General features: G+C 64.1%; 18 protein-coding genes, 2 tRNA genes and 2 pseudogenes. 12 read left to right on the top strand and 10 right to left on the bottom strand.

The features are described from left to right. Position 1: 1 nt before the first annotated feature. A complete protein-coding gene (locus C0456_RS15080; protein WP_291053785.1) occupies positions 2 to 412 on the bottom strand; it encodes an NUDIX domain-containing protein in 411 nt (136 codons plus the stop codon). Between the two features lie 140 nt (positions 413 to 552). Further along, on the bottom strand, positions 553 to 1,062 hold the full coding sequence (locus tag C0456_RS15075) for an RcnB family protein (protein WP_291053783.1): 510 nt from the start codon (positions 1,060 to 1,062) through the stop codon (positions 553 to 555). Between the two features lie 140 nt (positions 1,063 to 1,202). On the opposite strand from C0456_RS15075, the gene arfB reads away from it, so the two are divergent. Together arfB and C0456_RS15065 are read left to right on the top strand one after the other, a co-directional pair. Next, the gene (arfB, locus tag C0456_RS15070) at positions 1,203 to 1,637 is read left to right on the top strand and encodes an alternative ribosome rescue aminoacyl-tRNA hydrolase ArfB (RefSeq protein WP_291053781.1); all 435 of its coding nucleotides are present in this window, start codon (positions 1,203 to 1,205) and stop codon (positions 1,635 to 1,637) included. Positions 1,638 to 1,714: 77 nt separating this feature from the next. Beyond that, complete coding sequence (locus C0456_RS15065) at positions 1,715 to 2,677, top strand: SDR family oxidoreductase (protein WP_291053779.1); 963 nt, start codon at positions 1,715 to 1,717, stop codon at positions 2,675 to 2,677. Here C0456_RS15065 and C0456_RS15060 read toward each other — a convergent pair whose 3' ends face one another. The 5 genes from C0456_RS15060 to C0456_RS15040 form a co-directional block, all read right to left on the bottom strand. Further along, positions 2,678 to 3,427 carry a DsbA family protein gene (locus C0456_RS15060; RefSeq protein ID WP_291053778.1) on the bottom strand — a complete coding sequence of 250 codons (750 nt, stop codon included), beginning with the start codon at positions 3,425 to 3,427 and terminating at the stop codon, positions 2,678 to 2,680. It lies immediately after the preceding gene. 89 nt (positions 3,428 to 3,516) lie between these two features. Continuing rightward, positions 3,517 to 4,950 (bottom strand): M48 family metalloprotease, encoded by a 1,434-nt coding sequence (locus C0456_RS15055; protein ID WP_291053776.1) that lies wholly within the window; start codon positions 4,948 to 4,950, stop codon positions 3,517 to 3,519. A 91-nt stretch (positions 4,951 to 5,041) separates the two neighbouring features. After that, on the bottom strand, positions 5,042 to 6,049 hold the full coding sequence (locus C0456_RS15050) for an ABC transporter ATP-binding protein (protein ID WP_291053774.1): 1,008 nt from the start codon (positions 6,047 to 6,049) through the stop codon (positions 5,042 to 5,044). Then, positions 6,046 to 7,611 carry an iron ABC transporter permease gene (locus C0456_RS15045; RefSeq protein WP_291053772.1) on the bottom strand — a complete coding sequence of 522 codons (1,566 nt, stop codon included), beginning with the start codon at positions 7,609 to 7,611 and terminating at the stop codon, positions 6,046 to 6,048. Before C0456_RS15045 ends, C0456_RS15050 begins: the two co-directional genes overlap by 4 nt. Before the next feature lie 32 nt (positions 7,612 to 7,643). Beyond that, positions 7,644 to 8,723 carry an extracellular solute-binding protein gene (locus tag C0456_RS15040; RefSeq protein WP_291053770.1) on the bottom strand — a complete coding sequence of 360 codons (1,080 nt, stop codon included), beginning with the start codon at positions 8,721 to 8,723 and terminating at the stop codon, positions 7,644 to 7,646. Positions 8,724 to 8,954: 231 nt separating this feature from the next. Here C0456_RS15040 and C0456_RS15035 point away from each other — a divergent pair, with 231 nt between their 5' ends. From C0456_RS15035 to C0456_RS15020, 4 genes are read left to right on the top strand one after another with little or no spacing between them, the layout of a single operon-like run. Beyond that, on the top strand, positions 8,955 to 9,218 hold the full coding sequence (locus C0456_RS15035) for a hypothetical protein (RefSeq protein WP_291053768.1): 264 nt from the start codon (positions 8,955 to 8,957) through the stop codon (positions 9,216 to 9,218). Positions 9,219 to 9,241: 23 nt separating this feature from the next. After that, positions 9,242 to 10,408: an FAD-dependent oxidoreductase gene (locus tag C0456_RS15030; protein WP_291053766.1), complete on the top strand. Its 1,167-nt coding sequence runs from the start codon at positions 9,242 to 9,244 to the stop codon at positions 10,406 to 10,408. A gap of 56 nt (positions 10,409 to 10,464) precedes the next feature. Further along, a complete protein-coding gene (locus C0456_RS15025; protein WP_291053764.1) occupies positions 10,465 to 11,637 on the top strand; it encodes an acyl-CoA dehydrogenase family protein in 1,173 nt (390 codons plus the stop codon). Then, positions 11,637 to 12,341, top strand: coding sequence for a hypothetical protein (locus C0456_RS15020; RefSeq protein WP_291053762.1), 705 nt, complete (start codon positions 11,637 to 11,639; stop codon positions 12,339 to 12,341). The genes C0456_RS15025 and C0456_RS15020 overlap by 1 nt, the downstream gene beginning before the upstream one ends. Positions 12,342 to 12,349: 8 nt before the next feature. Here the strand turns inward: C0456_RS15020 and C0456_RS15015 are convergent, their stop codons facing one another. Beyond that, on the bottom strand, positions 12,350 to 13,261 hold the full coding sequence (locus C0456_RS15015; protein ID WP_291053760.1) for a hypothetical protein: 912 nt from the start codon (positions 13,259 to 13,261) through the stop codon (positions 12,350 to 12,352). Between the two features lie 42 nt (positions 13,262 to 13,303). Next, positions 13,304 to 14,074, bottom strand: a complete 771-nt coding sequence (locus tag C0456_RS15010) for an RNA methyltransferase (RefSeq protein WP_291053758.1) — start codon at positions 14,072 to 14,074, stop codon at positions 13,304 to 13,306. Positions 14,075 to 14,221: 147 nt separating this feature from the next. On the opposite strand from C0456_RS15010, the gene C0456_RS15005 reads away from it, so the two are divergent. From C0456_RS15005 to C0456_RS20955, 3 genes and pseudogenes are all read left to right on the top strand, one after another. Next, positions 14,222 to 14,306 (top strand) — tRNA-Tyr (locus C0456_RS15005). Between the two features lie 40 nt (positions 14,307 to 14,346). Further along, a tRNA-Gly gene (locus tag C0456_RS15000) sits at positions 14,347 to 14,420 on the top strand. Between the two features lie 7 nt (positions 14,421 to 14,427). Further along, positions 14,428 to 14,568 (top strand): annotated as a pseudogene (locus C0456_RS20955) (integrase); the annotation flags it as partial. A gap of 102 nt (positions 14,569 to 14,670) precedes the next feature. Here C0456_RS20955 and C0456_RS14995 read toward each other — a convergent pair. Then, positions 14,671 to 15,114, bottom strand: a complete 444-nt coding sequence (locus C0456_RS14995; protein ID WP_291053756.1) for a GNAT family N-acetyltransferase — start codon at positions 15,112 to 15,114, stop codon at positions 14,671 to 14,673. Between the two features lie 461 nt (positions 15,115 to 15,575). On the opposite strand from C0456_RS14995, the pseudogene C0456_RS14990 reads away from it, so the two are divergent. The 3 genes and pseudogenes from C0456_RS14990 to C0456_RS14980 all read left to right on the top strand — a co-directional run. Then, positions 15,576 to 17,411: pseudogene (locus C0456_RS14990) on the top strand (SLC13 family permease); the annotation flags it as partial. A 119-nt stretch (positions 17,412 to 17,530) separates the two neighbouring features. Then, positions 17,531 to 18,958, top strand: a complete 1,428-nt coding sequence (locus C0456_RS14985) for a circularly permuted type 2 ATP-grasp protein (protein ID WP_291053754.1) — start codon at positions 17,531 to 17,533, stop codon at positions 18,956 to 18,958. 4 nt (positions 18,959 to 18,962) lie between these two features. Next, the gene (locus C0456_RS14980; protein ID WP_291053752.1) at positions 18,963 to 19,904 is read left to right on the top strand and encodes an alpha-E domain-containing protein; all 942 of its coding nucleotides are present in this window, start codon (positions 18,963 to 18,965) and stop codon (positions 19,902 to 19,904) included. Positions 19,905 to 19,909: the final 5 nt, after the last annotated feature.

Raw genomic sequence — 19,909 nt, 5'->3', positions numbered from 1 at the left:
ATCAGGCCCCGGTGCGGCCGGTTGCCTTCAGCCAGTCCCGGACCGGGCTGGTCAGCGGGGCGGGGAGGGCGTCCAGGGCAAACCAGCCCCAGCCGCCATGCTTCTCTGGCTCCATGACTTCCGGCGCTCCAGACACGATCCGGGCGGAATAGACCGGCGCCACCCAATGGCGGCCATCGCCCGCGTCAATCGTCTCGGCGATGCAGGCAAGCCCGGTGATCTCGATCTCGACGCCCAGCTCCTCAAGGATCTCCCGGCGGGCGGTGTCCTCGGCGCGTTCGCCAAAGTCGATCTTGCCGCCGGGCAGTCCCCAGGCGCCGGCTTCGGGCTGGCGCAGGCGCTGGATCAGCAGCAGCCGGCCCCCGGCGTCCAGTATGGCCGCGCCGCAACCGGCCTCGACGGGTTTTGTCATCTGCGTGTCCCGATTTGTCCGGAAGTGTCCGCGATCTGTCACGGATTGGCGCCTCTGCGGCAACAAAAAAGACACCCGGAGCCGGGGTTTGTCCCGGTCCGGGTGCCTGAGCCTCATTTCAGGGGTACGAGGCGAAGGGGTCAGTTGGTGGCGAGCGCGCCCACCACGAGGCCGATGATGGCGCCGGTGGCGACAGAGGCGAGAATGGCGTCGCCCCGGTCATTGTCTCGCACCCAGTGATAGCCACTCGGCGGAGCGTAGAGGCCATACCGGTTATACTCGGTGATATAGACCGTGCGCGGGGCATAGCCGTAATAGCCGCCCACATTGTAGCGCGGAGCATAGCCGCGATAGTAGTGGGGACCGTAGGTGTAGCCATAGGTCACCGTCACCGAAGAGCGCGGCGGCGGCACATAGCGCACCGGCGGGCTGTAATGGTAGTGCGGCCTGTAGCTGTGGCTGTAATGGTACTTGTGGTCATGCTTGCGCCCACGGTCGTAACCGCGATCATAGCCCCGGTCATAACCACGCTCATATCCGCGCTTGCCCTTGCCGCGATGGTCGCGGTCGGCATAGGCCAGAGGGGCAACCAGAAGGCTGGCTGCGGTGGTTGCCGCAATGAGGCGCGTAAAGGATTTGCTCAGGCGCATGGCGCTGCTCCATCTTACGGTTTCCGGCCGCCAGACCCTTTGCCGGGCGATCAGGGAAGCTGGGACATCCAGCATTGCAGGTTGATTTGTGCGGGCGATTGCCTGAACTCCCGCTGAACATTTGCTTCAGGAATCATGTCATGGCGGAATTCGGCGATCTGCGGGTTTCTGAGGCCATCACGGTCCCGGCCTGGGAACTCAGCGAATCCTTCGTGCGCGCCTCAGGGCCGGGCGGGCAGAATGTGAACAAGGTGTCGAGCGCGGTGCAGCTGACCTGGCATGTGCAGGCGTCTTCACTGCCGGCGGCCCTGAAGGCGCGGTTTGAAAAGCTGTATGCCAGCCGCATCACCGCCGATGGCCGCCTGATCCTCGAAGCCAGCGAGCATCGCAGCCAGGTGCTCAATCGCACGGCCGCGCGCCAGCGCCTTGCCGAGATGATCCTGAAAGCCTCCATCCCGCCCAAGCGCCGGGTGGCCACCAAGCCGACCGCCGGCAGCGTGCGCCGCCGGATTGCCGCCAAGAAGCGCCGCAGCGAGGTGAAATCCCTGCGCGGCAATGTGCCGGGAGAGGAATAGGGCCCTTTCCTGTGAGGGGCGATATCCGGTAGACCCTGCTCAGCAGCATTTTTGTTCGAGTTCGGGATTTGAAGACCATGCATCTTGAGAAGCGCGTTCTGATTACGGGCGGGGCCGGCTTTATCGGCTCATTCCTCTGCGAGCGGCTTCTGGAGGCGGGCGCCACCGTGCTCTGCGTGGACAACTTCTTCACCGGCACCCGGATGAACGTCTCCCACCTGATCGGCCATCCGCGTTTCGAGCTGATGCGCCATGACGTGTGTTTCCCGCTCTATGTCGAGGTGGACGAGATCTACAACATGGCCTGCCCGGCAAGCCCGGTGCATTACCAGTTTGATCCGGTGCAGACCACCAAGACCAGCGTTCATGGCGCGATCAACATGCTGGGCCTCGCCAAGCGGGTGAAGGCCAAGATCCTTCAGGCCTCAACGTCGGAAGTGTATGGCGACCCGGTCATTCATCCGCAGCCGGAAGAATACTGGGGCAATGTGAACCCGATCGGCCCGCGCTCCTGTTATGATGAGGGCAAGCGCTGCGCCGAGACGCTGTTCTTCGATTATTACCGCCAGCACGCGCTGCGGATCAAGGTGGCCCGCATCTTCAACACCTATGGCCCGCGGATGCATCCCAATGACGGACGGGTTGTCTCCAACTTCATCGTCCAGGCGCTGAAGGGGGAAGAGATCACCCTCTATGGCGATGGGTCGCAGACGCGCAGCTTCTGCTATGTGGATGATCTTGTGCGCGGCCTCATCAGCCTGATGGAGACGCCCGACAGCGTGACGGGGCCGATCAATATCGGCAATCCGGGCGAATTCACGATCCGTCAGCTGGCGGAAAATGTGATCGACCTGACGGGCTCGAAGTCGAAACTCGTTTTCCGCCCTCTGCCGCAGGACGACCCGAAACAGCGCCAGCCCGATATCACCAAGGCCCGCGACATTCTGAAATGGGAGCCTTCGGTCGAATTGCGCGATGGCCTGTCAAAGACCATCGCCTATTTCGACGCGCTGCTGGCAGACCGGAACATGAAGGTCTGATCAGCCCGCAATTTCGGCGCGGATGGCTTCATCAATTTTGGGAAGGTTTGCGCCTTCGATGGCCTGATCGCCGACGAAGTATCCCGGCGTGCCGCCGACATTCAGCTTACGGCCGAGCGCCTGCATGTCGGCGAGCTGTTTCTTCACGCCGTCCGATTTCATGTCCGACCGCATGCGCTGAACATCGATCCCGAGCTGCATGGCCAGTTCATCGATCTTCTTTTCCGTCAGATCGTCATTCGATTTGAGCGCCATCAGGGCGAGGTGCATGTCGATGTATTTTCCCTGCCGGCCGGAGGCCAGCGCGGCCAGGGCAGCAGTTTCGCTGATGCCGCCGAAGATCGGGTATTCCTTGAACACCACGCGGACATTGCCATCATAAGTCTTCGGCAGGTTGGCGGTCCATTCGGCTGAGCGTTTGCAGTAACCGCACCGGTAGTCGAAGAACTCAACCACGGTGACAGGCGCATCTGCGTCGCCGACGAAATAGTCGGTGCTGTTGTTGTAAAGGGCGCCGGCGTTATCGGAGATGGCTGCCTTGGCCGCGCTGGCCTGGGCCTGGCGGTCCTTTTCGGTCAGGGCGATCAGCGCCTTCTCGATGATTTCGGGATTGGCGAGGATGTACTCTTCCACGATCTTTTCCACTTCCGCCTTGTCAGTCGTGCCGCCGCCCTGCGCGCAGGCCGGCAGGAGCGCCAGGCCCACAAAGCCGAGAGCGATGAGCGGAGAATGACGAAGCGTACGGTTCATATCGGGAATCCCTGATTTAGCTGGCCGGACTATAGGCATGCCGATGGGCGCGTCCACCCATCCTCACAGAGGGTTTATCAGTGGCGGCTTCAGGGGCGCTGGCGGGAGAAATCGCCAAACGGCATCTCGCGGCTGCTGGTCTCGATGGACAGGCGCTGGCCCCGGTTCTGGCGCTGATAGAACTCGCGGTTCTCCGGATTGTTCGGATCAGTGATGAGCAGAATATCGTCGGCCCGGCGGTAATTCGGGGTGCCGCGCTCCAACTGGTCGACCGCGCGGTGGGCAAAGCTGTTGGCCCGCACGATGTCGCCCACCCAATAGGCGGATTCGGCGGTGGCCAGCTGCGCCTCGGGGCGGCGGCCCTGCTTCTCCATCGTGATCGCCAGCTGCGCCCAGGCAAAGGCATTGTCCGGCTCTGCGATCAGCGCGTCGCGCAGCGCCGCTTCAGCCAGTTGCACATCGCCCTCATCATTCCGGGCGTTGAGGGAGCGGGCATAGTTGATCAGCAGGAGCGGCTGGCCGGGCAACAGTTCCAGGGAGCGTTTGTGCGGCTCAACCGAGTCGGCAACCCGTCCGCTCTCGAACAGGATCTGGCCCTTGAGTTCGTGGAAGTAGGGGTTGTCAGGCTCCTCCTCGAGGAGGGAGTTGATGTCCCGCAGCGCGGACTGGATGTCGGCGGCGCGATAGGCCGAGATCGCCCTGGCATAGCGGGCTGGCTGGCTGGTATCGCTGGCCGGATAGTCACGCCGCACCTTCACCGGGGAATCGAGGAAGCCGACCAGCTTTGCCCGGAGCATCTGATACTGTTTCAGCTCGCGGTCCGTGGGCGGAACGTTCATGAGGCCGGTGGCCTCGGCCAGGGCGCGGGTGGTGCGGATACGGTCGGACGCCAGCGGGTGGGCGCGGAAATAGGGGTAGCGGCGCGCTTCCGACATCACTTCCTGATAGCGGAAATTCTCGAAGAACTCGACGATGCCGGCCGGCGATTGCCCCAGCGCGGCAAGGTATTTGACGGCGTGGGCGTCAGCGGAGGCTTCTTCGGGGCGCGTGTGGGTGAAGAAGTTGATGGCGGCGAATTGCTGCGAGCTGCCGATCAGGGCCGCGCCGGCGCCGCCTTCACCGGCGGCAATCGCCAGCAGGCCAAGGCCGATGGACAGGAGTGCCGGACGCATGGCGACGCTGGCGGCGCGCCCGCGCGAGACGGTATGGCCGCAGGCGATGTGGCAGGTCTCGTGGGCAATGACGCCCTTGATCTGGCCGGGTGATTCCGCCGCGATCATCAGGCCGGTATGGATGTGAATGCGCTGGCCGTTGGCGACGAAGGCGTTCAGGGAGGCGTCATTGATGATGTAGATGCCCACATCGCCCGGAACGAGGCCAGAGACTTCCAGGATCGGGTCTGTCCATTCGCGGATGGTTTCCTCGATCTCGGCATCGCGGATCAGGCTCTGGGCCGATGCGCTGAAGGCCATGAGCGCCGTTGCGGCGACGGCAGTTACGATCCGGATGACTTTGTGTGCCACGAAGCGGCTCCTGTGGTCATTGAGATGACCATGCTAGACTAGGACTTTGCCGCGCGTATGGCGAGGTGCCCCTTGCGGTCTAACTGATTTGTCAGACTTTGCCTGACGCGAAAGTGAACGTCAGGGCCGGATCGAGCCGGACACCGATGTCCGTTCCCTGGACAATTCCGGACATTGGCGGGACAAGCGCGGTCAGTTTCAGGCCCTGCAAGTCCAGCGTCAGACGCGTCAGCGGCCCGGTCATGCGGGCAGCGAGGATAGTGGCCCGAACGGGCGAGGCCGGGTCGATGCAGACGCCTTCCGGCCGCACCAGGATCAGCGCGCCCGCATCCTGCCCGTTGAGGAGGCCGGCTGGCGCCGCACTGGCGGGAAAGCGGTTCACCGGGCCAAGGGCGCCCGCCACAGCGGCGCTGACCGGGCGGGTGTAGATCTCGCTGGCGGTGCCTTCCTGCAGCAGCTTGCCCTGGCTCATGATCGCGATGCGGTCGGCATGTTCGAGGGCTTCGGCAGGATCATGCGTGACCAGCAGCGCGGGGATGCCGGCGGCGCGGATGGCGTCGAGGGCGGCGTCGCGCACGCTGTCGCGCAGGCTGGGATCAAGGCCCGAGAAGGGCTCGTCCATCAGGATGGCAGCAGGTTCGGGCGCCAGGGCGCGGGCGATGGCGACGCGCTGCTGTTCGCCGCCGGAAAGCTCATGCGGATAGGCATTGGCGCGGGGCTCAAGCCCGAGACGGGCGAGCCAGGCCTGGGCGCGGGCGGTGGCTTCAGCCTTGGGCAGATGCTTCAGGCCGAAGGCGACATTGCGGGCCGCCGTGAGATGCGGAAAGAGCGCAAAGTCCTGAAAAATCAGGCCGATACGGCGCTTTTCGGCAGGCACTGTGCGGCCCGGCGCGGAGAGGATCTCCTCGCCGAGGCGGATTTCGCCTTCATCCACGCCCTCAAGCCCTGAGAGCAGGCGCAGCAGGGTCGACTTGCCCGCGCCGGAACCGCCGAGCAGCGCGGTGATCTGGCCGGGCGGCAGGCTGAGGCTGACGCGGTCAACAACCGCGCGGTCGCCATAGCGGCGGGTCACCTCATGAGCGGAGAGGGGTGCGCTCATTGATCCTCACCGGGGCGGGAGCGGGAAAGCTGCCAGGACAGGAGGATCACCGGCACAAGGCCTGCGGCTGTAATCAGCAAAGCAGGAAGCGCAGCCGCGGCAAGGCGTTCATCGCTGGCATAGGCATAGGCGCGCACAGACAGGGTATCCCAGTTGAAGGGCCGCAACATCAGGGTGGCGGGCAGTTCTTTCAAGGCCTCAACGAAGAGGATCAGGGCGGCGACCGCTGCGCCGGAGAGGGCGATGGGGAGGTCTACCTCGAAGGCCTGGCGGGAGGGGCTCGCGCCGAGGCTGCGGGCGGCGTTGGAGAGGGAGGCGGGCGCGCGGGCAAGGGCGGCGGCCATCGGCTCCGTGCCGGCGGCGGTGAAGCGGGACGCGTAGACCCAGGTGAGGGCCAGAAGGGCTACGCCGCCGGAGAGGGTGACCGGGAAAAGGCCAATGATAGCAAGGGCCCCGAGGGCGAGGACCGCGCCGGGGATGGAGTAGCCGGAGACGGCACTTGCGCGGGCAAAAAGGGCGGCGGGGCCTTTGGCGCGGGCGGCCAGCACGATCATCAGGGCCAGAATGAAGGCGAAAACGGCGCCGGCGGCGGCCAGAATCACAGAGTTTACAAGGGCGTCCCAGATGGGTGCGGCGCGGGTGCCCGTCTCGATACTTCTCCAGACAAGCCGCCCCACCGGCAGGCCAAACGCGGTCAGAAACAGGACAAAACAGGACAGGCTGGCACCCAGGGCGGGCAGGCCGGTCAATTGCGTGCGCGAGACGTGCCGCCAGCGGATGGAGGAATGCTGGCTGCCCGCGCGGCCCCGGCCCCAGCGCTCGGTGAGGATCAGGACGGCGATGACGCCGATCAGCACAAAGGCGAGGCGGGCGGCGGCGGCAGGCTCGCCAAAGCTTTTCCAGGCGCGCACGATGCCGAAGGTGAGGGTGGGGACGCCCAGGAACTCGGCGGCGCCATAGTCGGCCGCCGCCTCCATCAGGGCGAGGGCGAGGCCTGCGGCGATGGCGGGGCGGGCAGCGGGCAGGGCCACAGCCCAGAAGCTGCGGCCGGGGCTGGCGCCAAGGCTGCGGGCCGCCTCAAGCGCGCAGACCGACTGGGACACGAAGGCCGAGCGCGCGGTGAGGTAAACGTAGGGATAGAGCGTGCAGGCGAGCACGAAGGCGAGGCCGGGAAGGGAGTTGATGTCTGGAAACCAGTAATCGCGCGCCGACCAGCCGGTGGCCTCGCGCAGGGCAGACTGGAGCGGCCCCCCCACCCCGGCCAGGTCTGCCCAGGCATAGGCGAGCACATAGCCGGGCGCGGCCAGCGGCAGGATCAAAAGCCACTCAAATACGGCCCGGCCGGGAAAGCGGAACATGGTGACCAGCCAGGCGGCGGGCACGGCAAACAGCAGGCAGAGCGCGCCGGTGAGGGCAAGCACGCTGATCGTGCCGCCGAGATAGCGCAGCAGCAGGGTCTCGCGGATATGCGTCCAAGTGGGGCCGCCGCCGTCAAACAGGCCGGCCAGCAGCACCATGATCACAGGCACAGCAATGACGATGCCGGCGAGGAGCGCCGGCATCTGTCTGGTGATGGGAATGGCGGTGGCCTGTGTCAGTTCCAGCCCGCGCGATCAAAGATCGCCTGCGCCTCCGCCTGATGGGCACCCAGCTCGCTCAGCGGGAAGTCGCTTTCCTTGAAGCCGTTGATATGTTCGAGGCCGGCCGGAAGGGTAGACCCGGCAACGATCGGAAAGTCCTTGTTCTCGGTGGTCAGCATTTCCTGGCCCTTGGGCGTGGCGAGGTATTCGATGAACCGGATGGCCAGATCAGGCGACGGGGCATTGGCGGCCACGGCGGCAGCGACGACGTTCACATGCGTGCCATTGCCGTCCTGATCCGGGAAGGAGAGCTGGGTCTTGGCCGTCTTCATCCTTTCTTCAGGCGTGCCGGTGGCCAGGCGCACCCAGTAGTAATGATTTACGAGCGCTACGGCGCATTCGCCGGCAGCGACGGCTTCGATCTGGGCCGTGTCGCCGCCTTGCGGTTTGCGGGCGAAGTTCGCCACGACGCCCTTGGCCCATTCCTCTGCCGCTTCCGGCCCGTTGCGGCCGATGAATTCGCCCATCAGGGAGAGGTTGTAGATGTTGGTGGAGGAGCGCACGCAGATCTCACCCTTGAGGCGCGGATCGGCGAGGTCTTCATAGGTATCGACCTCATCGGCCGAGACGACCTGGGGATCATAGACGATGATGCGATAGCGCTTGGTGAGGCCGAACCAGTGACCGTCCTTTTCGCGCAGCTGGGCGGGAATGACGGCGGAGATCTTTTCGGAGGAAACGCCCTGCGTGAAGCCGGCTTCCTGGAAGCGGTAGAGGGCGCCGGCGTCTGACGCGATGATGACGTCTGCGGGGGAGCGCGCCCCTTCGGCCCGCATCGTTTCCAGAAGTTCGGGCGCGCCCGATTCGCGGACATTCACGCGAATGCCGGTCTCCGCCTCGAACGCGGCATACATGGCTTTGTCAGAATCATAGTGGCGCGCGGAATAGACATTGATCGTGCCATTGACGCCGGCAGCCGGCGCAGCGGCCTCTTCGGCAGCGGGAGGCGGCGTTTCCGGCGCGCCCGGCGCATCGGGATTGCCGCAGGCTGCAAGAGCAAGCGCCAGGCCGGCAACGGCGAGAATACGTTTCATGTGTCTGGTTCCTTAAGAGCTGGCGGGACCAAACCATGTTTGAGAATGAATCGCAACTCTGTGATGTCGCGACGTTTTGCCCAAATCTTGCACAGGCAGCCCTGATCCCTGCTGTTTCCCGAAGTTACAGGGAACCAACAGGTCATTGGCAGAGTTTTTGCAGTTGCGAAAACACTTCAGGCTTCAGGTACAATCTGTTAATAGATTGGTAACGAATAGACGGGTGGTGGAATGACAGATGTCATCGTCGATTTCGATGTCGCGTCTTCGGATGAGGATCTGCGCCTGGCGGCGCTGATCGACGCTTTCGTGGAGAAGCAGGATGCGATGGGCCAGTGGGACACCGCGTCGCTGGACCTGATGGTGCGCACGGGTTTTGGCCCGGCGGGCGAGCGCCTGAAACAGCTGGTGTTCCAGAGCCGCGAGATGGCCGAAGCCTTCTGTAATTTCTGGATGACCGAGACCGGGCTTCAGGTCGCCCACTTTTCGTACTGACACGGCGCGCCTACAAGGCGCCCATGTTCCAGGCCGGTTTGCCCCATTCCTCCTCCCAGCCGCGTGTTGCGATCATTGGCGCGGGCATCATCGGCCTGAGCCTTGCGTTCGAGCTGGCGTTCCGCCGTGGCACATGGGTTACCCTTTATGACACGCGGCGCTGCGGGCGGGGGGCAAGCTGGGCCGCTGCCGGCATGATTGCCCCGGCCTTCGAAGCGGCGGCCGAAACCGGCGTGCATCCGCGCCTCTTTGATCTCTGCCTTGAGAGCGCGCGGCTGTGGCCGGCCTTTTCGGCGGATATCGAGCGGGTCTCGGGGCTGCCGTCCGGCTTTGAGCCGGCGCCTGCCCTGGCGGTGGCGATGGACGCGGCCGAGGCGGCGCATCTGGCGGCGATCAGCAAGGTGCTGACGGCGCGCGGCGTGGCTCACAGGGCGCTGGGCGCCAGGGAAGTGGCCGGGCTGGAGCCGGCGCTTTCCGGTGAAGTTCTGGGCGGGCTGGAGCTGGAAACCGATACCCGCGTTGACAATCGCCGGACGGTGACCGCGCTGCTGGCGGCATTGGCGGCCAATCCGCGCGTGAGTTTTGTGAGCGGGCCTGCACCGCTGAAGGCGCGCGGCGGGCGGGTGGTTCTGGAAGGCCAGGACGTGGTGGTGGCGGCGGCGGGGTGGGAGACCACTGTCATCAAGGTGGAGGAACAGGGCGGGTTCCACAGCCTGGTGACCTGGGATACGGCCCTCGACGCGATCGACTGCCATGCCGGGCAGATGCTGTCTGTGGCGGCCGGGGAGGGCGCGCCGCAGAGGGTGCTGCGCGCCGGGCATGTGTATCTGGTGCCGCGGGACGGGCAGGTGGTGATCGGGGCGACGATGGAGACCGGCCGGGTGATCGATACGCCGGAAGCCGAGGTGATCGAGGCGCTGCGGGCTGAGGGCGTGAAGCTCTGCCCGGCGCTGGCGGGGGCGCCGGTGACCGAGCGCTGGGCGGGGGTGCGCCCCGGAACGCCCGACCATGCGCCCTTCATCGGGGAGACGGCAGCGCCCGGCCTCTATGTGGCGGCAGGGCATTACCGCAATGGCATCCTGCTGGCGCCGGTGACCGCGCAGATCATTGCCGATCAGATCCTCGGGCAGGCGGCGGGCGCGCTTGCCGCAGCGTTCACCCCGCGGCGGGCCTGTTCCGCGACGGCCTGACGCTGGACGTGCCTGCCCGCGCGCCTTAAGTCTCGGCGCCAAAGGGAGCTTACGCCATGCATGTGATCCAGCCGATGACCGAAGATCAGGCCGCCATCCGGGACGCGGTGGCCAAGACGCTGGAACCGTTTGACGACGCCTATTGGGCCAAGACCGACGAGACGGGCGAATGGCCGGAAGCGTTCTGTGACGCGATGGCCAAGGGCGGCTGGCTCGGCATTGCGTTTCCCGAGGAATATGGCGGCGCGGGCCTGGGACTGACCGAAGCGGCGCTGATGATGCAGACCGTGACGCGCACCGGGGCGGGCTATTCGGGCGCCTCGGCGATCCACCTCAACATTTTTGGGCCGAAGCCTCTGGAGAAATTCGGCAATCCGGAGCTGAAGCGCGAGAGCCTGCCGAAGATCATCTCCGGCGAGGAGAAGATGTGCTTTGCCGTGACCGAGCCGAATTCCGGCCTCGACACGTCCAGCCTCGAGACCAAGGCGGAGCGCACGAACACCGGCTATCTGATCCATGGGCGGAAGATCTGGACGACAGGTGCTCAGCGGGCGGACAAAATCCTGATCATCGCGCGCACGACGCCGAAGGATCAGTGCGCCAAGCCTTATATGGGGCTGTCGCTGTTCTATACCGATCTCGACCGGGGCAAGATCGAAGCCAATGTGATCCCCAAGATGGGCCGCAAGGCGGTGGAGTGCAACACGCTGTTCATCGACGGGCTGGAAGTGCCCAAGGAACATCTGATCGGCAATGAAGGCGACGGGTTCAAATACCTGTTGCAGGGGCTGAACCCCGAGCGCGTGCTGTTTGCGGTGGAGTCTATCGGGCTTGGCTTTGCGGCGCTGGAACGGGCGACGCGCTATGCCAATGAGCGGGTCGTGTTCGGCCGGCCGATTGGCCAGAACCAGGGCATTGCCCATCCCCTCGCCAAGTCGTGGGCGGAGCTTTCGGCGGCCGAGCTGCTGGCCTACAAGGCAGCAGCGCTTTATGATGCCGGGCAGGACTGCGGCGCCGAAGCGAACGCGGCGAAATATCTGGGTACGGAGGCTGGCTTCACCGCGTGCGAGACCGCCGTGCTGACCCATGGCGGCATGGGATACGCCAAGGAATATCACGTCGAGCGGATGATGCGCGAGGCGATGCTGGCGCGGATTGCGCCGGTGAGCCGCGAGATGATCCTGAACTTCATCTCCGAGCGCGTGCTGGGCCTGCCGAAATCCTACTGATGGCGCAGATCTATATTCCGGCCCGTTTCAACGGGCCTCCAGGCACCGGCAATGGCGGCTATGTGGCCGGGCTGATCGCAGCGCATATGCGGCAGGCGGGCGTGAGCGGGGCGGTGGAAGTGTCGCTGCGCGCGCCGCCGCCGCTGGAGACCGCGCTGGAGTTGGTGGTGGCCGGCGAGGGCTGTGAGTGCCGGCATGGCGAGGCGGTGGTGGTGACGGCGCGGGCGGCCGGTCCGCTGGGGCCGGTGCCGGCGGCGCCGTCCCTGGAGGTGGCCGCGCAGGGGCGGGCGCATTTCCCGCCGGTGGAGGATCACGCATTCCCCGGATGCTTCGTGTGCGGACCAGCGCGGACACAGGACGGGCTCTGCATCTTTACCGGCAAGCCGCATGGATTTGACGGCGTGACAGATGTGTGGACGCCGGGCGGAGACTATGCGGACGATGCAGGCCTCGTGCGCGAGGAAGTGTTGTGGGCCGCGCTTGATTGCCCCGGCGCATTTGCGGTGGGCTTCCGGGAACGCCCGATGGTCCTTGGGCGGATCAAGGGACAGGTGGCCCGGCGCCCGGAAGCAGGCGCGCCGCTGATCGTGGCGGCCTGGCACCTTTACGATGACGGCCGCAAGCACGGCGCGGCGAGCGCACTCTTCACCGCCGATGGCGACCTGCTGGCGCAGACCGAGCAGCTCTGGATCGAGCTGAAATAGGCTGAGCCTTATTTCTTCAGCACGAACCGGGCGACGCCGATCACGCCGGCGAGGATGGAGCCTAGGCCGCCCAGAAGGACGAAGAGCGGGTTGGCCTGGTCGGCGAAGGCGATGGCGCGGTTGAGGCCGGAGACTTTCACCGTCACCGTGTCGCGATAGGTGCGCAGGGGCACAACTTCGTTTGCGTCCACGGCGAAGATCTCGAAGGTGAGGTCATGGTCGCCGGCGCTGAGCGCGGTGACAGACCAGCGCCAGGTATTCTCTGTCAGCGGAGACAGCGACTGAACCGGCGGGGAGGCCGGCACGATGGTGAAGGCCGCGCCCGAGAGGCGCACTTCCACACGGTCTGACACGCGGGCGGTGCCTTCCTCGATCACGCCGCGGCCGGGCAGGGCGTCAGCGGCGCTTTCGCCGCCGGTCGCGTCGATGGCGAAGGTGACATCGAAGGCGCGCTTGTATTCGGCCGAAGCGGGCGTCTCATGCGCGACGGGCACGGTCTTCAGCGTGTCGATGAAGGAGTCGGAGACGGCGGCGGTGACGTTGGGATCATCGATGTCCACGGCTTCGGGCGGCGCGGGGGCGGCGGCTTCTTCGCCCGCGGAGGGCTCAGCCCGCATCGCGCGCGCCATGGGGGCAGCGTCTGCCGGGGCTTCCTCGACCATCGGCTGGAAATTGAACTCGTCATCCATGACCGGCGCCGATTCGACGCTGGCTTCTGATTCCGCTTCCGCTTCCGGTTCCGGCGGGGGCGGATCCATGGGTATGTCGCTCTGGGCGGGTGCCGGGGGAGGCGGTGGCGGCGGCGCCACTGTCGCCAAAGGTTCGTCCTTCGGGAAGTAGCGCTCCATGAGGGCGGCGCCCCCGAGGCCGGCTGCGGCCAGACCGGCAATCACCAGAAGAATGGAAATCAAGCGCATCATGCCAGCGTCTCCCCGATCGCGTTGCGGAGCAGTTTAACAGAGTCAGGCGGCGGTGAAAGCGCCCCGGCTAGCCTCATAGAAGGCAATTGCGGCAGCATTGGACACGTTGAGGCTTTCCATTTCCGCGGCAATCGGAATGCGGGCAAGTTCGGCGCAGGCCTTGGCAACGGCAGGGCGCAGGCCGGAGCCCTCCGCGCCCAGGACAATGGCAATCCGGGCAGCGCCTTTGACGGCCTGATCGAGCGGCCGGGTGCTTTCGCCGGCCAGTCCCACGGTGTGGAAATCCGCCTCGGCGAGCTGTTCCAGCGCGCGGGCAATGTTGACAGCGCGGATCTCGGTGACGGTTTCGATGGCTCCGGCGGCGCTTTTGGCCACGATGCCGGTGATCGGCGGGGCATTGCGCGTCTGCAGGACAATCCCAGTAAAGCCGAAAGCGGCGGCTGAGCGAAAGATGGCGCCCAGATTGTGAGGGTCTGAGACCTGATCGAGCACGGCGATGCGTGTGGCCCCGCCAGCGATCACATCTTCCAGCACGGCCTCTTCCAGCGGGTCTGCCCGCAGGGCGATGCCCTGATGGACGGCGCCGGGGGGCAGGCGCTGGTCAATTTCCTTGGCGGTGACGATCTGCGGAGAGATTTGCCCGCCGGGGAGTTTCTGCGCGGCGTTTTCGGTGGCCAGAAGGGTGTGGAAACGCCGTGCGGGGTTGGCGAGGGCTGCCATGACGGCATGGGTGCCCCACAGCCAGACGGGGCCGCCTTCTTCCTCACGGCGTGAAAACCGCTGAGTTTCGGGGCGGTCGGGGCGAGTTGCCACATCTGTGTTCTGACGCCGCTTTGGGTGGTTGCGCCGCATGATGTTCGTCCTTATAAGGCCGCTTCCAGCGTGGAGCCGGAGCGGGAAACCGCCCTTGTGAAACGACTGCGCGGCGGCGTCAAACGGCGTGTGTTCGCGGGGGCCCGTGGAGGGATGGGAGAGTGGTTAAATCCATCAGACTGTAAATCTGACCGCCTAGCGTACGCTGGTTCGAATCCAGCTCCCTCCACCACCCCTGCAGCACGCCCGTGGCGGCGAAAGCCTGGCAACAGGCGGGTATAGCATAATGGTAATGCACCAGCCTTCCAAGCTGTGTATGTCGGTTCGATTCCGTCTACCCGCTCCAAGGGCGAATGACCGCCCACGGCTTCCGCGCCATGGAAGCCACATTACTCAATGAGATGGGAACCTGGAACAGTGACGCCATCGAGCGGCAACTTGCCCACATAGGAGCCAACGCCGTGCGGAGGGCCTCTACGCGTGGGCAGTATTGGTAAGAGCGGGCGCGAATGATGCAGCATTGGTCAGACTATCTTGACCAACTCAAAGGTGGATCATGGTCCGCAACAAGTGACCGAAACTGGGGGGGTGCGGACCTAAGCCAATGGCAGATTGTAGGATATGAAAGTGGTCTCACGGATCCAACCCGTCCCCTCATAAAGCGATTGCGCCGCGCCGTTGTCTTGGGCAGTGGAAAGTGTGAGCCGAACCGCCCCGACAGCCTTGCCGTAGTCGGCTGCCGCAGCCAACAATGCCTTTCCAGCGCCTTTTCCGCGCGCTTCTGGAGCCACGTACAAATCGTTCAAGATAAGGGTCCGAGCAGCTCTGCCGGATGAAAAACTTGGAAAAAGCTGCGTAAACCCGATGGCTTGACCTTCGAAGAAGGCAATGAAGATGATGGACTGGAGGTGCTGGAGCCGGTCCAGGAGGAAAGACCGGGCCAAGTCTTCATCGGGCTGTTTTCCGTAGAAAGTCCGGTAACCGTCGAACAAGGGCACGAGATCGTCGATATCGGCAATGGTTCCCTGACGTATTTGCACTGTAAGCTCCTCAGGCTTGCGCTCATACGCGATATCAGAGAATGACCGCAACGGGGTCGGTAAAAGAATTTCCGGTTCTGGACAAATCGCTGCGCTAGCTGCCTGACCGGCCGAGGGTGCGCGCCGATCCGTCCGAGACGAACACTTGTGGGTGTTTAGCTGATGAAGTGGTTGAATACGGTGCAACCCTTCTCTGTGACCCGATAAGTGATGCTCTGCCGCGAGCCAGGGGTTGCGTAACCTACGCTGCAGTCATTTTCGTTACCGGATGCGTAGCGAAGCTCGATACGCCCGCTACCCTCCAGCCCCTCTCCGGCGATATGCATTGTGACGGCTGCAGGGCGAATTAAGCCAATCTGTTTCCAGCATTTACTCCCCGTTCGGTTTACCAGCCGGGTTTTGCGTTGCGCTTTCGGTCTGTTCCGGCTTTCTAGGGGCTATCGGCAACAAATACGGCGCACCGCATGCTCGCTCCGCTCCTCGAGAGTTCGGTCTTCCAGATCAGTTTCGTTCTGATCCTTGTTGTCTTTGTATTTTTTGGTTTCATCCGGGAGAAAATACCGGCCGATGTGGTTGCCCTGATCGCGATGGGCGCGCTGATGCTGACGGGCATCCTGTCGGTCAACGAGACGATCGCGGTGTTCTCCAACTCGGCGCCGATCACCGTGGCGGCGATGTTCATCCTGTCGGCGGCGCTCGAGCGAACCGGGGTGATCGACTATGTGGGCCGGGTGGTCGTCAGGCTGGCGAACGGAGGATCACCGGCGATCGCCATCATGGTGATGATGGCGGCTGTCATCTTTCTCTCCGCCTTCATCAACAACACGCCGGTCGTGATCATTCTGATCCCCGTTGCCATACGCCTTGCCAAGGCGATCAAGATTGCCCCGTCCAAGCTGCTGATGCCGCTGTCCTTTGCGGCCATCTTCGGCGGCACCACCACCCTGATCGGCACTTCGACCAATATTCTCGTCGATGGCGTCTCTCAGAGCCAGGGCATGGCGCCGTTCGGGATGTTCGAGATTACGCTGGCGGGGATGATCTTTGCGGCCGTGGGGGTCACTTATACCTCTGTGCTTGGCCCCTTCCTGCTGCCCAAACGGGAGACGCTGGCGGCGATGCTGCCGGATCAGAAGGAGCGCCGCTTCATTGCGCAGATCCTGATCCCGCTGAACTCCGATCTGATCGGCAAGACGATCGCCGAGACGGGGTTCACGGCGGAGAAGGGGTTCACCGTCATCGACGTGTTCCGGGAGGGCGTGTCACTGCGGGCAGACCTGAAGAAGATCGTGCTGCAGGCAGGCGACCGGATCGTGCTGCGCTCGCCGGTTTCGGAAATGCTCACCCTCAAGGAGGCCGGCAGCATTGCCATCGGAACGCAGGGCGGGAAACAGGCCTCCTTCGAGCCGGTGCAGACCACCGAGACCGTGATCATGGAAGGCGTCATCGGCCCGCATTCGCGGCTCATCGGGCGGCGCCTCGCCGGTCTTGGCCTGGCGCGCCTTTACGGCGTCTACGTGCTCGCCATCCACCGGCGCGGCGAGAACATGGCCTCCCAGATCAACGAGCTGCGCTTTGAAGTGGGTGATACCGTTCTGCTGGAAGGCCCGCCGCGCGGCATGCGCGAGATGTTTGACGAGGGCCTTCTGAACAACCTCACCGAAAGCTCTGATCGCGCGATCCGGCGGGACAAGGCGCCGGTGGCGATTGCCGCCGTGCTGATGGTAATGGGGCTTGCGGCCATCGAGCTGATGCCGATTGCCGGCCTTGCCCTGATCGCGGCCACGGCTGTGGTCGCCTTCGGCTGCCTCGATCATCAGGAGGCCTACCGCTCGATCCAGTGGGATATTCTGATGCTGATCTTCGGCATGCTGGCGCTCGGCACGGCGATGGATAAGACGGGCGCGGCGGCAGTGGTGGTCGGCCTGCTCTCGCAGATCGCGGGAGGGGCCGGGCCGCTTATCCTGTTGATCATCGTCTATGCCTTCACGTCCTTCATCACGGAGGTCATGAGCAACAATGCGGCGGCGATCCTGATCACGCCGCTGGCGATTGGCCTTGCCAACGGGATGGGCGTTGACCCGCGACCCTTCATCGTGGCGGTGATGTTTGCCGCGAGCGCCAGCTTTGCCACGCCCATCGGATACCAGACCAACACGCTGGTTTACCGCGCGGGCGGCTATGCCTTCATGGACTTTGTAAGGTTTGGCCTGCCGCTGAACATGATCTTTGTGGTGGTTGCCGCGATCGTGATCCCGATTTTCTGGCCGCTTGTGCCGCTCGCCCCGCAGGGGTGATGCTGGCCATTTGTGCAGTAAAAGCACCTGTTTGCATGATTTGCAGGCGGGTTTGGCCGCAAGGGGGCGCCTAAGAGAAGGGCGTTGAGTGCTGCAAAATACGGCGTAAGGATACGCCGATGGCTGAAACTCCACGGTTTTTCAACGAGATGGACGGCAGCGGTGAAAAACCCCGCGCCCCTTATTCCCGTTATTGCGATTGGTTTGCCGACGAGCCGCCCGAGCGGCTGCGCCGGAAGGCCCGTGAAGCGGAGACTTTCTTCCGCCGGACGGGCATTACCTTCAACGTCTATGGCGCCGCTGATGCCGATGAGCGGCTGATCCCGTTCGACATCGTGCCCCGGATCATCTCCGGCAAGGAATGGGCCAAGCTCACCAAAGGCATCGAGCAGCGGGTGCGCGCGATCAACGCGTTCCTGCACGACATCTATCATCGCCAGGAAATCCTGCGGGCGGGGCGTATCCCGGTCGAGCTGATCCAGAACAATGACGCCTTCCTGCCGAAGATGATCGGCGTGGTGCCCCCGGCAAAGGTTTACACCCATATCGTCGGCGTTGATCTGGTGCGCACCAGCGAGAACGAGTTCTTCGTTCTGGAGGACAATGCCCGCACGCCGTCCGGGGTCTCCTACATGCTGGAGAACCGGGAAACGATGCTCCACATGTTTCCGGAACTGTTCACGAAAATCCGTGTACGGCCGGTCAGCGATTATCCCAAATCCCTGCGCCGCTCTCTGGCGGCCTGCGCGCCGGCGGCGTGTACCGGCCGCCCTGTGGTGGCGGTGCTTACGCCCGGCATCCACAACTCTGCCTATTATGAACACGCCTTCCTGGCCGACCAGATGGGCGCCGAACTGGTGGAGGGGCATGACCTGCGCGTGGTGAACGGGCGGATCGCGATGCGCACGACGCTCGGCTATACACCCATCGATGTGCTCTATCGCCGGGTGGATGACGAATATCTCGACCCGCTGAACTTCCGCCCGGACTCGATGCTGGGCGTGCCCGGCATTCTGGATATCTACCGCGCCGGAGGCATCACCATCGCCAATGCGCCGGGCACCGGGATTGCCGATGACAAGGCAATCTATTCCTATATGCCCGACATTGTTCAGTTCTATACCGGCGAAAAACCCATCCTGAAGAATGTGCCCACCTGGCGCTGCTCTGAGCCCTCATCGCTTGCCTATGTGCTCGAGCATCTGCACGAACTGGTGGTGAAGGAAGTCCACGGATCGGGCGGGTACGGAATGCTGGTGGGGCCGGCTGCTTCCAAGAAAGAGATTGAAGCTTTCCGCGCCAAGCTTCAGGCGCGCCCGGCCGCCTATATTGCCCAGCCGACGCTGGCGCTCTCCACCGTGCCGATCCTCACCCGCGCGGGCCTTGCGCCGCGCCATGTGGACCTTCGCCCCTTCGTGCTGGTGTCGCCTGACGGCATAAATATAACTCCCGGCGGCCTGACGCGCGTGGCGTTGAAGAAAGGGTCTCTGGTGGTGAACTCCAGCCAGGGCGGCGGGACGAAAGACACCTGGGTTCTGGAGGAATAGGGCGATGCTGGGCAAAACCGCAGGCGGCCTCTTCTGGATGTTCCGTTATCTGGAGCGGAGCGAGAATACGGCGCGCCTCGTCGATGCGGGGTTCCGCATGGCGCTCACCCGGTCCGACCATGCCGAGGATGAATGGGCCTCCATCATTGATACCGCCTCTGCCCGCCATGATTTCCTCGCTTCGGGCGGCAAATTCGATGGCCCGAGCGTGGTCAATTTCCTGCTGCGCGATGCGGGCAATCCGTCCTCGGTCATTTCCGTGACCGAGGCGGCGCGCAACAATGCCCGCCTGGTGCGCACGGCGCTGACACGAGAAGTGTGGGAGGCCGTCAACGAATCCTGGATCGTGCTCAAGGATGTCCTGGCGCGCCCGATCAAGGAAACGGAGTTGCCGGAGGTTCTGGGGATCATCCGCAAGCAGAGCTCACTGGTGCGCGGCGCAACGGTCGGCACCATGCTGCGCAATGACATCTACAACTTTGCGCGCATTGGCACCTTTGTGGAGCGGGCGGACAACATCGCCCGTATTCTGGACGTGAAATACTATGTGCTGTTGCCATCGGTGACGCTGGTGGGCTCCACGCTGGACAATGTGCAATGGGAATCCATCCTGCGGTCGGCCTCGGCGGAGCGGGCGTTCCGATGGCTTTATGGCGGAGAGGCGCGCGCCAGCACGATTGCCGACTTCCTGATCCTTGACCGGCGGATGCCGCGATCGCTGCTGTATTGCCTGCGCAAGATTGCTGGAAACCTTGGTCATCTGTGTGCAGACTACAGCACCCGCGCGCCGAGCCTGGGTATGGCGCTCTCGATGCGGGATGATCTGGAAGATCGCAGCATCGAACGCATCATGGATAGCGGCCTGCACGAATTTCTGCTGGCCTTCATCCAGAACAACAACGCGCTCGCCCATCAGGTCGAGCAGGACTTCCGTTTCTATAACTGAGGACA

It is taken from the genome of Hyphomonas sp., assembly GCF_013823385.1.
Classification (GTDB): Bacteria; Pseudomonadota; Alphaproteobacteria; order Caulobacterales; family Hyphomonadaceae; genus Hyphomonas.
Note: the sequence above shows the minus strand (reverse complement) of the source record. Positions and strands in the feature narration are given on the sequence as shown.

Excerpts from the sequence above, each read along its gene's own strand:
- C0456_RS15080 (WP_291053785.1), bottom strand. The coding sequence starts at position 412 with ATGACAAAACCCGTCGAGGCCGGTTGCGGCGCGGCCATACTGGACGCC.
- C0456_RS15075 (WP_291053783.1), bottom strand. The coding sequence starts at position 1,062 with ATGCGCCTGAGCAAATCCTTTACGCGCCTCATTGCGGCAACCACCGCA.
- arfB (WP_291053781.1), top strand. The coding sequence starts at position 1,203 with ATGGCGGAATTCGGCGATCTGCGGGTTTCTGAGGCCATCACGGTCCCG.
- C0456_RS15065 (WP_291053779.1), top strand. The coding sequence starts at position 1,715 with ATGCATCTTGAGAAGCGCGTTCTGATTACGGGCGGGGCCGGCTTTATC.
- C0456_RS15060 (WP_291053778.1), bottom strand. The coding sequence starts at position 3,427 with ATGAACCGTACGCTTCGTCATTCTCCGCTCATCGCTCTCGGCTTTGTG.
- C0456_RS15050 (WP_291053774.1), bottom strand. The coding sequence starts at position 6,049 with ATGAGCGCACCCCTCTCCGCTCATGAGGTGACCCGCCGCTATGGCGAC.
- C0456_RS15045 (WP_291053772.1), bottom strand. The coding sequence starts at position 7,611 with ATGCCGGCGCTCCTCGCCGGCATCGTCATTGCTGTGCCTGTGATCATG.
- C0456_RS15040 (WP_291053770.1), bottom strand. The coding sequence starts at position 8,723 with ATGAAACGTATTCTCGCCGTTGCCGGCCTGGCGCTTGCTCTTGCAGCC.
- C0456_RS15035 (WP_291053768.1), top strand. The coding sequence starts at position 8,955 with ATGACAGATGTCATCGTCGATTTCGATGTCGCGTCTTCGGATGAGGAT.
- C0456_RS15030 (WP_291053766.1), top strand. The coding sequence starts at position 9,242 with ATGTTCCAGGCCGGTTTGCCCCATTCCTCCTCCCAGCCGCGTGTTGCG.
- C0456_RS15025 (WP_291053764.1), top strand. The coding sequence starts at position 10,465 with ATGCATGTGATCCAGCCGATGACCGAAGATCAGGCCGCCATCCGGGAC.
- C0456_RS15020 (WP_291053762.1), top strand. The coding sequence starts at position 11,637 with ATGGCGCAGATCTATATTCCGGCCCGTTTCAACGGGCCTCCAGGCACC.
- C0456_RS15015 (WP_291053760.1), bottom strand. The coding sequence starts at position 13,261 with ATGATGCGCTTGATTTCCATTCTTCTGGTGATTGCCGGTCTGGCCGCA.
- C0456_RS14985 (WP_291053754.1), top strand. The coding sequence starts at position 17,531 with ATGGCTGAAACTCCACGGTTTTTCAACGAGATGGACGGCAGCGGTGAA.
- C0456_RS14980 (WP_291053752.1), top strand. The coding sequence starts at position 18,963 with ATGCTGGGCAAAACCGCAGGCGGCCTCTTCTGGATGTTCCGTTATCTG.